Source organism: Agrobacterium sp. 719_389, assembly GCF_900188475.1.
Classification (GTDB): Bacteria; Pseudomonadota; Alphaproteobacteria; order Rhizobiales; family Rhizobiaceae; genus Agrobacterium; species Agrobacterium radiobacter.
Window position 1 is genome coordinate 422,205 of sequence record NZ_FYEM01000002.1, and the last position, 13,321, is coordinate 435,525.

Here is a 13,321-nt window from a genome sequence, read left to right on the forward strand (position 1 = left end):
CATTGGGAAGGAGGCTCCCGAAATGCAAAATATCAAGACCTGCGTCATCGTTGGTGCCGGAATGGTGGCGAAGACGCATGTGCTTGCCTGTGCGGCAAGCCCTGAGAAAATTCGCCTGAAGGGAATCGTTGATGGCGGTTCCGGCCGCGCCAGGGCGTTGGCCGCGGAAGCGTCGAAACACACCGGATATGAAGTCATCGTTTATTCCTCGATCGAGGAAGCGGCGCGTGATGCGGATGTCGATTTCGCCATCATCGCGACGCCGCCCAATGCCCGCATCGATATCGTCGGAAAGCTCGCGAAAGCGGGCAAGCACATCCTGATGGAAAAACCGGTCGCCCGGAATACGCAGGAAGCCGACGGTCTTGTCGCCCTCTGTCGTGACGCGGGCGTCACGCTTGGTATCATCTTCCAGCACCGCATGCGGGCTGCATCGCAGAAAGCCCGTGAGCTTGTCGATGGCGGCGCGCTCGGAGCGCTGGGCCTCTGCGAAATTTCCGTGCCCTGGTGGCGCGCGCAATCCTATTATGATGAACCGGGCCGCGGCACCCTGGAGCGCGATGGCGGCGGCGTTCTGATCTCCCAGGCAATTCATACGATCGATCTGGCGTTGAGCCTCACGGGGCCGGTCGCCCGTGTTCAGGCCATGGCGGCCACGACGCGTTTCCATCGCATGGAAACCGAAGATTACGTTTCTGCCGGTCTGCGCTTCAAGAACGGCGCTGTCGGCTCGCTCGTCGCAAGCACCGCAAGTTTCCCCGGCGCTGCGGAATCGATCCTCCTGCATTTCGACAACGCCAGCCTGCGGCTCGCCTCCGGCCTGTTGCATGTCGACTGGCGTGATGGCCGGCACGAGACTTTCGGCGGCGCGGCCGCCGGCACGGGCGGCGGCGCCGACCCAATGGCTTTCACGCATGAATGGCATCAGGGTGTCTTCGAGGATTTCGTAGACGCCATCTCTTCAGGACGCCCGCCGGTCGTCACCGGTGACGCGGCTCTTTTGTCTCACAGATTGATCGACGCGATCATCAACTCGGCCGACATCGGCAAGGAAGTGGAACTTCAGGATGACTAAAGCAATCAAGTTCGTCGCTCTCGGCATAGAGCACCGGCATATTTTCGGCATGGCCCAGAATCTGCTGGACGCTGGCGCGGAATTTGCCGGCTGGTGGACCGAAGGCGAACCCGATGTCGTGGAAGGTTTCGTCAAACGCTTCCCGAATGTGCCGCGTGCGGCATCGAAGGAAGCCCTGCTTGCGGATGGCACCATCGACCTCGTGGTGATTGCCGATATCCCCTCCAAGCGTGCCGACCTCGCCATCGCCGCCATGGAAGCCGGCAAGGATGTCATGTCCGACAAGCCAGGCTGCACCACCTTCGAACAGCTCGATCGCCTTCGCCAGACCGTGGCCAAGACCAAACGCATCTGGACCGTCGATTTCTCCGAGCGTTTTGAAGTTCCGAGCGTGACCAAGGCGGCTGAACTCGTCGCGCAGGGCGCCATCGGCCGCGTCATTCAGACCGTCGGCCTCGGCCCGCATCGTCTGAACCGCCAGATCCGTCCGAAGTGGTTCTTCGAGCGTGAAGCTTACGGCGGCATCATCACCGATATCGCCAGCCATCAGATCGACCAGTTCATGTTCTTTACCGGCTCGACCGAAGTGGAGATCGTGGCTGCCACCGTTGCCAATTATGCCAACCCTGATGATCCGGGCCTGCAGGATTTCGGCGAAGTCGTGCTGCGTGGTGACAAGGGCCACGGCTATATCCGCGTCGATTGGTACACGCCCGATGCGCTGCCGACCTGGGGTGACGGCCGCCTGACGATCCTCGGCACCGAGGGTTACATCGAGCTGCGCAAATATGTCGATGTCGGCAATACGGAAGGCACAGACCGCCTCATTCTCGTGAATGGCGATCGCTGCGAGTATATTGATGCTTCCGGTGCTGGTCTGCCCTATTTCGCCCGTATCTGCGACGATATCCGCAACCGCACGGAAACGGCAATGACGCAGGAACACGTCTTCAAGGTCTGCGACCTTTCGCTTCAGGCACAGGCCAAGGCTGAGGGAGCCTCGAAATGATCGGTGTTGCCATCATTGGCGCCGGCATCGGCGCCCAGCATCTGAGCGGCTATCGGGCGCTGCCCAAACGCTTTGTCGTCAAGGCGATCTGCGATCTCGATCTGGAGCGTGCCCGCTCCGTCGCCGGCGATGATACCTCCATTCGTTTGACCACCGATCTCGATGAGGTTCTGGCCGATGAGAGCATCCAGCTCATCGACGTGTGTCTGCCGCCGCACCTGCATTTCCCTGTCACGCTGAAGGCGCATGCTGCGGGCAAGGATGTGGTCTGCGAAAAGCCGCTGGTCCGCTCTCTGGAGGAGGCCAACGCGCTGATCGACTCTGTCAAGAAGACCGGTCGCGGTGTGTTTCCGGTCTTCCAATATCGTTTCGGACACGCCATGCGGCAGATGCGCGCGCTGATCGATGCCGGTCTTGCGGGCAAGGCCTTTGTCGCAAGCTCGGAAGTCCATTGGAACCGGGGCGCCAGCTATTACGACATTCCGTGGCGCGGTACGTGGAAGGGAGAGTGCGGCGGCGCGATCCTCGGCCACGCCATCCACGCCCATGATCTTCTCTGCCACGTTCTCGGCCCGGTCGACGAAGTTTTCGCCATGGCTGATACGCGCGTCAACAAGATCGAAACCGAAGACTGCGCGGCGCTCAGCTTCCGCATGAAAAGCGGTGCGCTGGCGACGAGCTCGGTCACGCTCGGTGCGGCCGAAGATACCTCGCGTCTTCGCTTCTGCTTTGAAGGGTTCACGGCCGAGAGCGGCACGCTGCCTTACCGCCCGGCTGAAGACACATGGCGTTTCATCGCCCGTGCACCGACCACGCAGGATCAGATCGACGCTGTTCTGGCAACGGTGGCCGATGGCGAAAACGGCTTTGCCGGTTTTGTCGAAGCCATTGCCGACGCGATGGAAGGACGCGGCGGCAAGGAAGTCACAGTTCATGACGGCTTGCAGTCGATCGAACTCGTCACCGCCATCTATCGCTCGGTCAGGGAAGGAAAGCCGGTTCGCCTGTCCGACGCCGCTGAAGGTGAGTGGATCAAGGGCTGGGCCCCGCGCGCATCTGCCAACGCATAATCATCTAAGGGAGGAAACCAGATGACCAGAAAATACAGCATGGCATTGGCGCTCGCTATTGGCGCGGCGTCCTTTGCCGGCGCCGCCCAGGCGGCGCAGGAAGTGCGCTTCACCTGCGCTTATGACGGCAATGGCTGTGAGATCCTCAAGGACATTCTCGCGCGTTATGAAAAGCAGCATCCGGACGTCAAGATCGTCACTGACGTCGTACCCTACAAGGCGCTGCTGGAAGGCCTGCCCGTGCAGCTCGCCGGCGGCAGCGGCCCGGATTTCGCAACCGTAACCGACCTTGGTGGTCTCAACCGCTATTATCTCGATCTCACGCCCTATGTGGACGCGAAATATTGGGAAGACAATTTCTCTAACGTGCTGAAATGGTACCGCAGCGGCCCTGACGACAAGGGCATCTACGGCATGCACACCCAGCTCACCATCACCGGTGCTTTCATCAACCGCACCCTGTTCGATCAGGCCAATGTGGCCGTGCCCGGCAAGGATGCAACGCTGGATGACTGGGCGAAGGCTGCTAGCGCCGTCGCCAAGGCAACCGGTACGCCCTATCCGATGGCCATCGACCGTTCCGGCCACCGCATTGCCGGTCCGGCCATTTCCTATGGCGCAAAGATTTTCGACGCCGATGGTAAGCCCATTCTCGTCGATGAAGGCTTCACGACCTTCGTGAAGAAATTCGTCGAATGGAACAAGGACGGCACCATGGCGCGCGACGTCTGGGCCGGACAGGGCGGCAACACCTATCGTGACGCCGCACAGGAATTCATCAACGGTCAGCTGGTCTATTATTATTCCGGCAGCTGGCAGACCGCGCGTTTCGACAGCCAGGTCGGCGATGCGTTTGACTGGGAAGTCGTGCCGCAGCCCTGTGGCGGCGCTGCCTGCACCGGCATGCCCGGTGGCACCGGCGTTGTCGGCTTCAAGCAGACCAAGAACCCGAAGATCGTTGCCGACATCCTGAACTTCCTTGCTCAGGATGAGAATTATCTCGACTTCACCGTTCGCACCCGCAACGTTCCGGCCCACAAGGCCGTGGCCGACAAGGGTGTGACCTATACCGGTGCGACGCCTGCGACGCAAAAGGCCATGAACGCCTGGCTGGACCAGATCCCCAGCCTCAGCCCGATTGCCTACACCTATCAGGGTTACAAGAACAATCGCGCCATGTTCAACATCTCCGTCCAGCGCATCACGCAGGCCATCGTCGGTGAAAGCACGGTTGATGAAGCCATGGCCCGCGCGAAGACGGACCTTGAGGAAGCGTTGAAACAGGCGAAGTGATCCATCGCCTTCCGGCGCGGTGCATGCCGCGCCGCGCCGGATCGAAGGAGGACCCTCATGTATAAATTTCTTGCGCCCGTGATGGGTATCGTCGAACTGCCCTTTGCCTTCCTTCAGAAGGTTCTCGGCCACCGGCGGATTGCCTGGGTGTTTCTCACACCCAACCTGATCCTGTTCGCGGTCTTCGCCTTTCTGCCGATCGTGCTGAACATGGCCTATTCCGTGACCGGCAGCGAACACATATTGCTTTCCGAACGCCCTGCCGTGGGCGGCGAAAATTTCTCGGTCCTTCTTTCCTGCCAGAACTACCTCGACCCCAATTCCTGTCAGCGCGACCTGTTCTGGCGCTCCGTCTGGAACACGGTTTTCTTCGTGGTGCTGCAGGTGGGTTTCATGGTCGGCTTTTCGCTGATCACGGCCATCGTACTTAACCGCGATATACGGGCGCGGGGGTTCTTCCGTGCCGTCTTCTTCTTCCCCGTGCTGCTGTCACCCGTCGTTGTGGCCTTGATCTGGAAGTGGATTCTCCAGCGTTTCGGCGTTCTCAACGCCGCGATGGAAGGGCTCGGCCTCGGTTCGGTCGACTGGTTGCTCGAAGCCAATCTTGCCTTCGGCTGGTCGGTCTTCCTCTCAGTCTGGGCGCATATGGGCTTTTACACGCTCATTCTTCTGGCCGGTCTGCAGGCGATCCCGCGCGATGTCTATGAGGCGGCGCAACTCGACAAGGCAAGCCCCTGGCGCATCTTCCGGCGCATTACGCTGCCGCTGCTTGCTCCCACCATGCTCGTCGTTCTCGTCCTGTCGCTCATCAAGGGCGTGCAGACCTTCGATGAAGTCTTTGCCTTCACGGGCGGCGGCCCGGGTTCGGCGACCACCTTCATCATTCAGTTTATCTATCAGACCGGCTTTGCCGGGACGCCCCGCAATTTCGGCCTTGCGGCTGCCGCTTCGCTGCTGCTCGCCGTGGTGCTCGTGGTGCTGACCGCCCTGCAATTCCGGGCAAACAGGAGCAAGGTCGATGGCTAGGATTGGCGCATTTCTGACCCGTACGCGCGGCCGTAACGGCAAGCTGCACTGGACCGACTGGCTGTCCTACGCCTATCTCGGCGTGGCCGTGCTGATGATGTTCGGTCCCGTCGTCTGGCTGGTGCTCTCCTCGTTCAAGACGGAAGCCGATCTCCAGCGCTTCCCGCCGCGCCTCCTGCCCTATAGCCAGGAAACGGTGGTGGTGGACGGGCAGGCAGCGCCGCTGCCGGCCTATGTCGACAAGGATGGCCGCAAGTTCGGCATGATCAGGCGCATCGGCCTCGTTGCCCAGGTGGTTGATCCCACAAAGCCCACTGAAGTCCTGAAAATGCAGTTCAACGAACTGAAACCGGCTGAAAAGGTGGCGCTCGCCACGGAAAACTACACCGAGCTTTTCCAGCGCTTCAATTTTCCGCTCTATTTCTGGAACTCGACCTTCATCACGGTGACCTCAACCCTCATCATGCTGATCGTCAATTCCATGGCGGCCTTTGCGCTCTCGAAATACCAGTTCAAGGGCAGGGGCGTGGTGCTGGCGCTGGTTGTCGGCACGCTGATGATCCCGCAGACCGTCGTGCTGGTGCCGCTGTTTCTCATCACCAGCCAGCTGGGCATGATCAACAGTCTCTGGGGCGTCATCATTCCCGGTGCCGCCACCCCGACCGGTGTCTTCCTGCTGCGGCAATATATGCTGACGATCCCGGATGAAATCCTCGATGCCGCCCGCATGGACAAGGCCAGCGAATGGAAGATCTACTGGCGCATCATCCTGCCGCTTTCGGCGCCGGCGCTTGCGGTTCTCGCGATCCTTGCGATCATGTGGCGCTGGAATGACTTCCTCTGGCCGCTGATCGTGCTGACCCGCAACGACAACTTCACCCTGCAGCTGGCGCTCAACTCCTTCCAGGGGGAGATGACGACGGAATGGAGCAACCTACTGGCCATGACGGTGCTGACGCTCGCGCCGATCGCGCTGGTCTTCATGTTCCTGCAAAAATACATCGCCACCGGCATTGCATCGACGGGCGGCAAATAATCCTCAGGGAGGAAACACGACAATGGCAAGTATAGAGCTTCGTCAGGTCAAAAAGACTTATGGTGCCCTCGATGTGATCAAGGGTGTCGATCTCGATATCAAACACGGCGAATTCTGCGTTTTCGTCGGCCCTTCCGGCTGCGGCAAGTCGACCCTGCTGCGCATGATCTCCGGTCTCGAAGAACTGAGCAGCGGCGATATCGTCATCGGCGGTGACGTGGTCAACACCGTGCCGGCCGCGGATCGTGGTCTCGCCATGGTGTTCCAGTCCTATGCCCTCTATCCGCATATGACGGTGCGTGAAAACCTGTCCTTCGGGCTTGAGAATATCGGCACGCCCAAGAAGGACATCGTCGAGAAGATCACCCAGGTGGCCAAGATGCTGCAGATCGACCAGCTTCTTGAGCGTCGCCCGAAGGATCTGTCCGGCGGTCAGCGTCAGCGCGTCGCTATCGGCCGTGCGGTGGTGCGCGAGCCGCGCGTGTTCCTTTTCGATGAGCCTCTTTCCAACCTCGATGCGGAACTGCGCGTCGACATGCGCGGCGAGATTTCCAGCCTGCACCGGCGTCTCGGCAATACCATGATCTACGTGACGCATGATCAGGTGGAAGCCATGACCATGGCCGACAAGATTGCCGTTCTGCGCGCCGGCAAGCTCGAACAGTTCGGGGTGCCGCTTGATCTCTACAATCGCCCGGCCAATCTCTTCGTGGCGGGCTTCATCGGTTCGCCGAAGATGAACTTCTTTGCTGGCGAAGTGACTTCGGATGCAACGCCATCCCTGAAGATCGCGACCGGCGAGTTGATCCCGCTACCGCAGACCGGTTTTGCCTACAAACCCGGTCAGAAAGTGACGCTCGGCATCCGCCCGAACCATGTGCAGGCAGGTGGCGAAGGCGCACTGACCATGTCTGTGCGCACCGCCGAACAGCTGGGCGGCGAATCCTACCTCTACGGTACTCTCGGGGATGGCACCCGGGTGACGCTGCATCTTTCCGGCCAGACCTCGACATCGGCGGACGAAGTCATCCGCCTGTCGGCGCCGCTGGAACACATCCATCTTTTCGATACGACGAGCGGGCTGACGCTCCGGCAGGACTGACAGCTCCAGGCGCAACCCGCAATGCAGGACCATTGACATGACCGATAAAAAACTCCGTTCCGACCGCTGGTTTGCGCCCGACGACCTGCGCAGCTTCGGCCACCGCTCGCGCATGATGCAGCTTGGTTATGCGGAGGAGGATTTCGTCGGCAAACCCGTCATCGGTATCCTCAACACATGGTCGGAGCTCAACACCTGTCATTCGCATTTCCCCGAGCGGGTGAAGGATGTGAAACGCGGCGTGCTGCAGGCTGGGGGCTTCCCCGTCGAAATGCCGTCGCTCTCGGTCGATGAGAGCTTCACCAAGCCGACATCGATGCTCTACCGCAACATGCTGGCGATGGAGACGGAAGAAATGATCCGCTCGCATCCGCTCGACGGCGTGGTGCTGATGGGCGGTTGCGACAAGACGACACCCGGCCTCGTGATGGGTGCGATCTCGGCCGGCGTGCCGATGATCTATCTGCCTGCTGGTCCGATGTTGCGCGGCAATTATGCCGGGAAAGTGCTCGGTTCCGGTTCGGATGCGTGGAAATATTGGGACGAGCGCCGTGCCGGTAACGTCACGGACGAGGAATGGCGCGGCGTGCAGGGCGGCATCGCCCGCTCTGCCGGTGTCTGCATGACCATGGGCACGGCCTCGACCATGACCGCCATCACCGATGCCCTTGGCCTCACCCTGCCGGGAGCCTCCTCCATTCCGGCGGTGGATGCCGAACACCAGCGCATGTCGGCGGGTTGCGGCCGGCGTATCGTGGAGATGGTGGGCGAGGAACTGACGCCGGACCGTATCCTGACCGCGACCGCGTTTCGCAATGCCGCCATCGTCGCCATGGCGACTGGTTGCTCCACCAATGCCGTCGTGCACCTCATCGCCATGGCGCGCCGCGCCGGCGTGCCGATGACGCTGGATGAGCTGGATGAGCTTGGCCGGGTTACGCCGCTGATCGCCAATGTCCGCCCCTCCGGCAAAGACTATCTGATGGAGGATTTCTATTACGCCGGCGGTCTGCGGGCATTGATGAAGCAGCTGGAAAGCCGTCTCGACTGTTCGGCGCTGACGGTGACCGGCCGCAGCATGGGCGAAAACCTCGAAGGCGCGAAGGTCTACAATGACGACGTTATCCGCTCTCTCGATAACCCCGTCTATGCGGAAGGCTCGCTTGCGGTGCTGCGCGGCAATCTCTGCCCTGACGGCGCCGTCATCAAGCCCGCCGCCTGCGATCCGAAATATCATGTGCACGAAGGCCCGGCGCTGGTCTTCGACAGCTATCCGGAGATGAAAAAGGCGATCGACGACGAAAACCTCGATGTCACACCGGATCATGTGATGGTGCTGCGCAATGCCGGTCCGCTCGGCGGCCCCGGTTTTCCAGAATGGGGCATGCTGCCGATCCCCAAGGCGCTGATCAAGCAGGGCCACCGCGACATGGTGCGCATTTCCGATGCCCGCATGTCCGGCACGTCTTATGGCGCCTGCGTGCTGCATGTAGCGCCGGAGAGCTTCGTCGGCGGCCCGCTCGCGCTCCTGAAAACGGGCGATATCGTGCGCCTCGACCTGCCGCAGCGCCGCCTCGACATGCTGGTCAGCGAAGAGGAAATCGCCCGGCGTCGAGCGGCGTGGCAGGCGCCCGCGCCACGTTATGAACGCGGTTATGGTTATCTCTTCTCCAAGCATGTCACGCAGGCCGATCAAGGCTGTGACTTCGACTTCCTGCAGACGGATTTCGGCCGCACCGCCGGCGAGCCCGATATTTTCTAAGGGGGCCATATGTTGAAGCGATTGCTCATCACCGGTGCCGGCGGCAAGCTGGGCAGCATGCTGCGCGGACGGCTTGGCCATGTCGCCGAAACCATCCGCCTTTCTGACGTCGTTGATATCGGTTCGCCAGCACCTCACGAGGAACTCGTTCGTTGCGCGCTCGAGGACGGGCAGGCGGTCCATGATCTCGTCAAGGGTTGCGACGGCATCGTCCATCTCGGCGGCGTTTCCGTCGAGAGGGCTTTCGACCCGATTGAGTCTGCCAATTTGCGCGGGGTCTACAATCTCTACGAGGCGGCGCGGCTGAACGGCCTGCCGCGCATTCTTTTCGCCTCCAGCAATCATACGATCGGTTATTATCCGCAGGGCAAACAGCTTGCCCCCGATACCCCCTTTCTGCCTGATGGTCTTTACGGCGTCTCGAAGATTTTCGGCGAGGCGATGGCGAGCCTCTACCATTCCAAATTCGGTCAGGAGACCGCCATCGTCCGGATTGGCTCTTGCGAAGAAAAGCCCTCCAACTGGCGGATGCTGTCGACCTGGCTGAGCTACGGCGACTTCGTTTCGCTGATCGAGGCCACCTTCTGCGCGCCGAAGCTTGGATGCCCGGTCATCTGGGGCGTTTCCGCCAATGATGACAGCTGGTGGGATAATTCCCATGTCGATTTTCTCGGCTGGCAGCGGCGCGATAATGCCGCGCGCTACCGCGCGGAAATCGAGCGCGATGTGCCGCGTCCCGATCCCGAGGCTGCGATCGCAAAATATCAGGGCGGCGTCTTCATAGACGAGCCCATTCACAGGACTTGAAACACATCCATCCGCCCATTGCGAGGAGACAGATATGAACAATGAAACGCGCGAAAAACTGACGACTATTTCCGTCGCCACCCTGGCGACGGCGCTTTACAAGCGCGGCCTGCGCAACCAGGTCATCCAGGGCGTGCGCCCGCTTGGCTACAAGGGCAAGAACATGGTCGGCCCCGCATTTACCCTGCGCTACATGCCGGCCCGCGAAGACCGCAACCAGCTCGTCGAATTCCGCAATCCCGCCCATCCGCAGCGCGTCGCCATCGAAACCTGCCCGCCTGGCCACGTGCTTGTCATGGACAGCCGCAAAGATGCGAGCGCCGCCTCGGCAGGCGATATTCTGGTGACCCGCCTGATGGTTCGCGGCGGTGCGGGCATCGTTTCCGATGGCGGTTTCCGTGATGCGGCCACCATTGCCGAGCTGGATATTCCAGCTTACCACACCCGTCCTTCCAGCCCCACCAACCTGACCAAACACGAGGCTATCGAAATCAACGGCCCGATCGGCTGCGGCGATGCGCCGGTTTTTCCCGGCGACATCATCGTCGGCGACGCGGATTGCGTCATCGTCATTCCGGCGGGCATTGCCGACGAAGTGGCGACCGAGGCGGTGGAAATGACGGCCTATGAGGATTTCGTGGTGGAACAGGTCAAGGCCGGCCAGACGATCATCGGGCTTTACCCCTGCACCAAGGAAGAACATCAGACGGCTTTTGCGGAGTGGCGCAAGAAGAACAACCGCTGAACCTTATAGCCAGCCCAGTGCTTTCGCCGCGCGGATCGCCTCCGCGCGGCGTTTGCAATCCAGCTTTCGGAACAGGTTGCCGAGGTGAAACTTCACCGTCACTTCCGAGATGTTGAGCGTCTGGGCGATCTTCTTGTTCGACATGCCGCTGGCCAGCAGTTGCAGCATCTGCGCTTCCCGCTGCGAAAGCCCGCCATGCAGGGCGCGCGCCTGCGGTGAATTCACCGAGGCGGCGAAAATCGACAGCGCGGTGCGGACATCGGAAGAGGTTTCGATGAAGCTGCGGATGCGGCGATTGTTCAGAAGCGGCGACAGGAACACGCGCTCCTCCGACAGCACGCCGCTGCAGCCAAGGCGGGTTGCCGATTCAAGGGCTGTGAGGATATGGGCGCGGGCGGCGGCATTGTCGCGACGCTGGTGCGCGGCATAGCTCTGCCATATCCTGAGCGCGACTTTCTCGCGGTTGGTGACCTTGGGATTGGCGATCATTGCGTCGATCTGCCGGGAGAGATAGGCGCGCGGCGTGAAAAGATGCACCGCATCGCGCAGCCAGGCCATGACATAGGCGATTTCATCGCGCCGCGTCAGCCGGGAGAGATCGTCATGCGCACTTTCCACCCAGTTGCGGCCCATCGGCATGCGGATCGCGGAAAGGGTCGCAGCCGCATCCGCCCAGCGGTTGGCATTCTGATAGGCGAGGGCCGTCCTGATTTCCATCATCGCGTGGAATTGCAGCCCTTCCGACAGATGAATCCATAAGCCATCGAGAAAGCCCGGACGAACGGTCATCGGAAAATGGTCGATCAAAACCTGCGAAGCATAATGCAGGGCAAACTGCATGAGGCTCGGCCATATCTCGGCTGCAGCAAAATGATCGAATTCATGTTCGACGAAATGCAGGAGATCGCGGGGCTTTCCGGCCTCATAGGCAAGGCAGGCTTCCGCCAGCCGCAGCATCCGGAACTCCTGCACCGCATCATGCGGCACCTGTTCCAGCCGCGCGCGGGCTTCCTGTGCTGCGTGGCGCGCCAGAAGCACATCACCGCTCATCAGCCGCAGCACGATCTGATGCAGATGGATGAAGAATTCCAGCAGGGGCTGCCCGCCCATCTTGCGCAGATAGATCAGTGCACGGGCAGCCGCCGCCTCCGCCTCGCGGAAATTGCGGCGGCGAATTTCGAACTCCAGCAGCGCATTGTAATAGGCCGCCCACTTGCCGTGATCGTCCATGGGATAATCGGCCATGAACTCGGCGAGACGCGTTATCACCGCGTCATTGGGCGTCAGGTCCTCGGCAATCATCAGGTTCAGCCGGAAGGTGCGGGCGGCGAAGGAAAACCGCGAACCACGGGCGAGCACTTTCAGCGGATCAAGATAGTCCGATCCGAGGCTTTTACCGAGCAGGTGGCGCACGCGCTGCAATTCGCCCTGTTTCAGCAATGCGCGAGTGACGGCAAAGAGCACGGTTTCATTCGTTGCGATCATATCCTGCGAAAACCGCATGATGATCTCGCGAAACCTATCGACGCTGCTTCGGTAGATCAATTCGCGGCCATGGGCGCGTTCAAGAATCTGCGCGGCATGGGTCTCGTAACCGCGATCGAGCAGCATCGCCATGGCCGCGAGCGCATGTCCCGCCTTTTCAAAAGCCGATGCGACCTCCACCACGGCGCTGCCGGCCTGCAAGGTGGCGAGACGTTCTCGCGCAGCCATGGTGAGAAGCCGTATCAGGGTGGGGTGATTTTCGGGGGTTCCAGTCAGGAAGGGCGGCAGCAGTTCTGTCCATTCCGCCTCGGGTTCTGCGGAGGGGTTTTCGAGCCAGAATGAAAGCTCAACCGTCTGGGCGGGTGAAAGATGCGGCAGGTAGTTTTCCCGAAGATAGTCGGCACACAGCTTTTCATCCGGATGCCGGGCGAGCGACAGGAAGGCCGGCCATCCTGCATAGTCCTCCAGTACCAGACGCCGCTGTTGAGGGGGGAGGCTTTCGGTTTCATCTCGCCCTAGCGCCAGCTCATCCGGGCCGATGGTAAGCGAACCGTGATGCAGGATCTGCCGGGCCAGGCCGCTGATCCGTTGATCCGGGCGGCAGGCAATGACCAAAAAACGCACCGTTTCCAGAATGGCGGCGGGCATGCGCACCGCCCGCGCGAAAACCGGCACGTCCCATAGAAGGCAGTCATTTGCGGCATCATCGCTTCGCGGCTGGTGCGTGCGACATATCTGCGTTCCCAACTCCTTTGCCAGCATTTCCAGCAGCATGCTTTTTCCCGCGCCGGCCGGAGCGCGCAGGAAGATTACGCCGGCGGTTTCGCTGGCGATGCGGCGGCAGAGGCGGGTGCGGGGCAGGAGCGTCATTCACAAAGCGATAGGGTATTTAAGCTTGAAAACCTATACTC

The 13,321-nt window shown here is 61.0% G+C and carries 11 protein-coding genes; 10 read left to right on the plus strand and 1 reads right to left on the minus strand.

Features of this window, described 5'->3' with window-relative positions:
* Window positions 1-22 precede the first annotated feature (22 nt).
* From CFB10_RS05690 to CFB10_RS05735, 10 genes are read left to right on the plus strand one after another with little or no spacing between them, the layout of a single operon-like run.
* On the plus strand, window positions 23-1,075 hold the full coding sequence (locus CFB10_RS05690) for a Gfo/Idh/MocA family protein (protein WP_020011951.1): 1,053 nt from the start codon (window positions 23-25) through the stop codon (window positions 1,073-1,075).
* Window positions 1,068-2,084 carry a Gfo/Idh/MocA family protein gene (locus CFB10_RS05695; RefSeq protein WP_020011950.1) on the plus strand — a complete coding sequence of 339 codons (1,017 nt, stop codon included), beginning with the start codon at window positions 1,068-1,070 and terminating at the stop codon, window positions 2,082-2,084. The genes CFB10_RS05690 and CFB10_RS05695 overlap by 8 nt, the downstream gene beginning before the upstream one ends.
* The gene (locus CFB10_RS05700; RefSeq protein WP_020011949.1) at window positions 2,081-3,154 is read left to right on the plus strand and encodes a Gfo/Idh/MocA family protein; all 1,074 of its coding nucleotides are present in this window, start codon (window positions 2,081-2,083) and stop codon (window positions 3,152-3,154) included. The genes CFB10_RS05695 and CFB10_RS05700 overlap by 4 nt, the downstream gene beginning before the upstream one ends.
* A 21-nt stretch (window positions 3,155-3,175) precedes the next feature.
* On the plus strand, window positions 3,176-4,447 hold the full coding sequence (locus CFB10_RS05705; RefSeq protein WP_020011948.1) for an ABC transporter substrate-binding protein: 1,272 nt from the start codon (window positions 3,176-3,178) through the stop codon (window positions 4,445-4,447).
* A 57-nt stretch (window positions 4,448-4,504) separates the two neighbouring features.
* Window positions 4,505-5,473 carry a carbohydrate ABC transporter permease gene (locus CFB10_RS05710; RefSeq protein WP_020011947.1) on the plus strand — a complete coding sequence of 323 codons (969 nt, stop codon included), beginning with the start codon at window positions 4,505-4,507 and terminating at the stop codon, window positions 5,471-5,473.
* The gene (locus CFB10_RS05715) at window positions 5,466-6,509 is read left to right on the plus strand and encodes a carbohydrate ABC transporter permease (RefSeq protein ID WP_020011946.1); all 1,044 of its coding nucleotides are present in this window, start codon (window positions 5,466-5,468) and stop codon (window positions 6,507-6,509) included. The genes CFB10_RS05710 and CFB10_RS05715 overlap by 8 nt, the downstream gene beginning before the upstream one ends.
* A gap of 22 nt (window positions 6,510-6,531) precedes the next feature.
* Complete coding sequence (locus CFB10_RS05720) at window positions 6,532-7,611, plus strand: ABC transporter ATP-binding protein (RefSeq protein ID WP_026372504.1); 1,080 nt, start codon at window positions 6,532-6,534, stop codon at window positions 7,609-7,611.
* A gap of 37 nt (window positions 7,612-7,648) precedes the next feature.
* Window positions 7,649-9,373, plus strand: a complete 1,725-nt coding sequence (gene araD / locus CFB10_RS05725) for an L-arabinonate dehydratase (RefSeq protein ID WP_020011944.1) — start codon at window positions 7,649-7,651, stop codon at window positions 9,371-9,373.
* A 9-nt stretch (window positions 9,374-9,382) separates the two neighbouring features.
* The gene (locus CFB10_RS05730; RefSeq protein WP_020011943.1) at window positions 9,383-10,180 is read left to right on the plus strand and encodes an NAD(P)-dependent oxidoreductase; all 798 of its coding nucleotides are present in this window, start codon (window positions 9,383-9,385) and stop codon (window positions 10,178-10,180) included.
* 34 nt (window positions 10,181-10,214) lie between these two features.
* Window positions 10,215-10,925: a ribonuclease activity regulator RraA gene (locus tag CFB10_RS05735; RefSeq protein ID WP_020011942.1), complete on the plus strand. Its 711-nt coding sequence runs from the start codon at window positions 10,215-10,217 to the stop codon at window positions 10,923-10,925.
* Window positions 10,926-10,928: 3 nt separating this feature from the next.
* On the opposite strand, the gene CFB10_RS05740 is transcribed toward CFB10_RS05735, so the two are convergent.
* The gene (locus CFB10_RS05740; RefSeq protein WP_020011941.1) at window positions 10,929-13,280 is read right to left on the minus strand and encodes a LuxR C-terminal-related transcriptional regulator; all 2,352 of its coding nucleotides are present in this window, start codon (window positions 13,278-13,280) and stop codon (window positions 10,929-10,931) included.
* Between the last annotated feature and the right edge of the window lie 41 nt (window positions 13,281-13,321).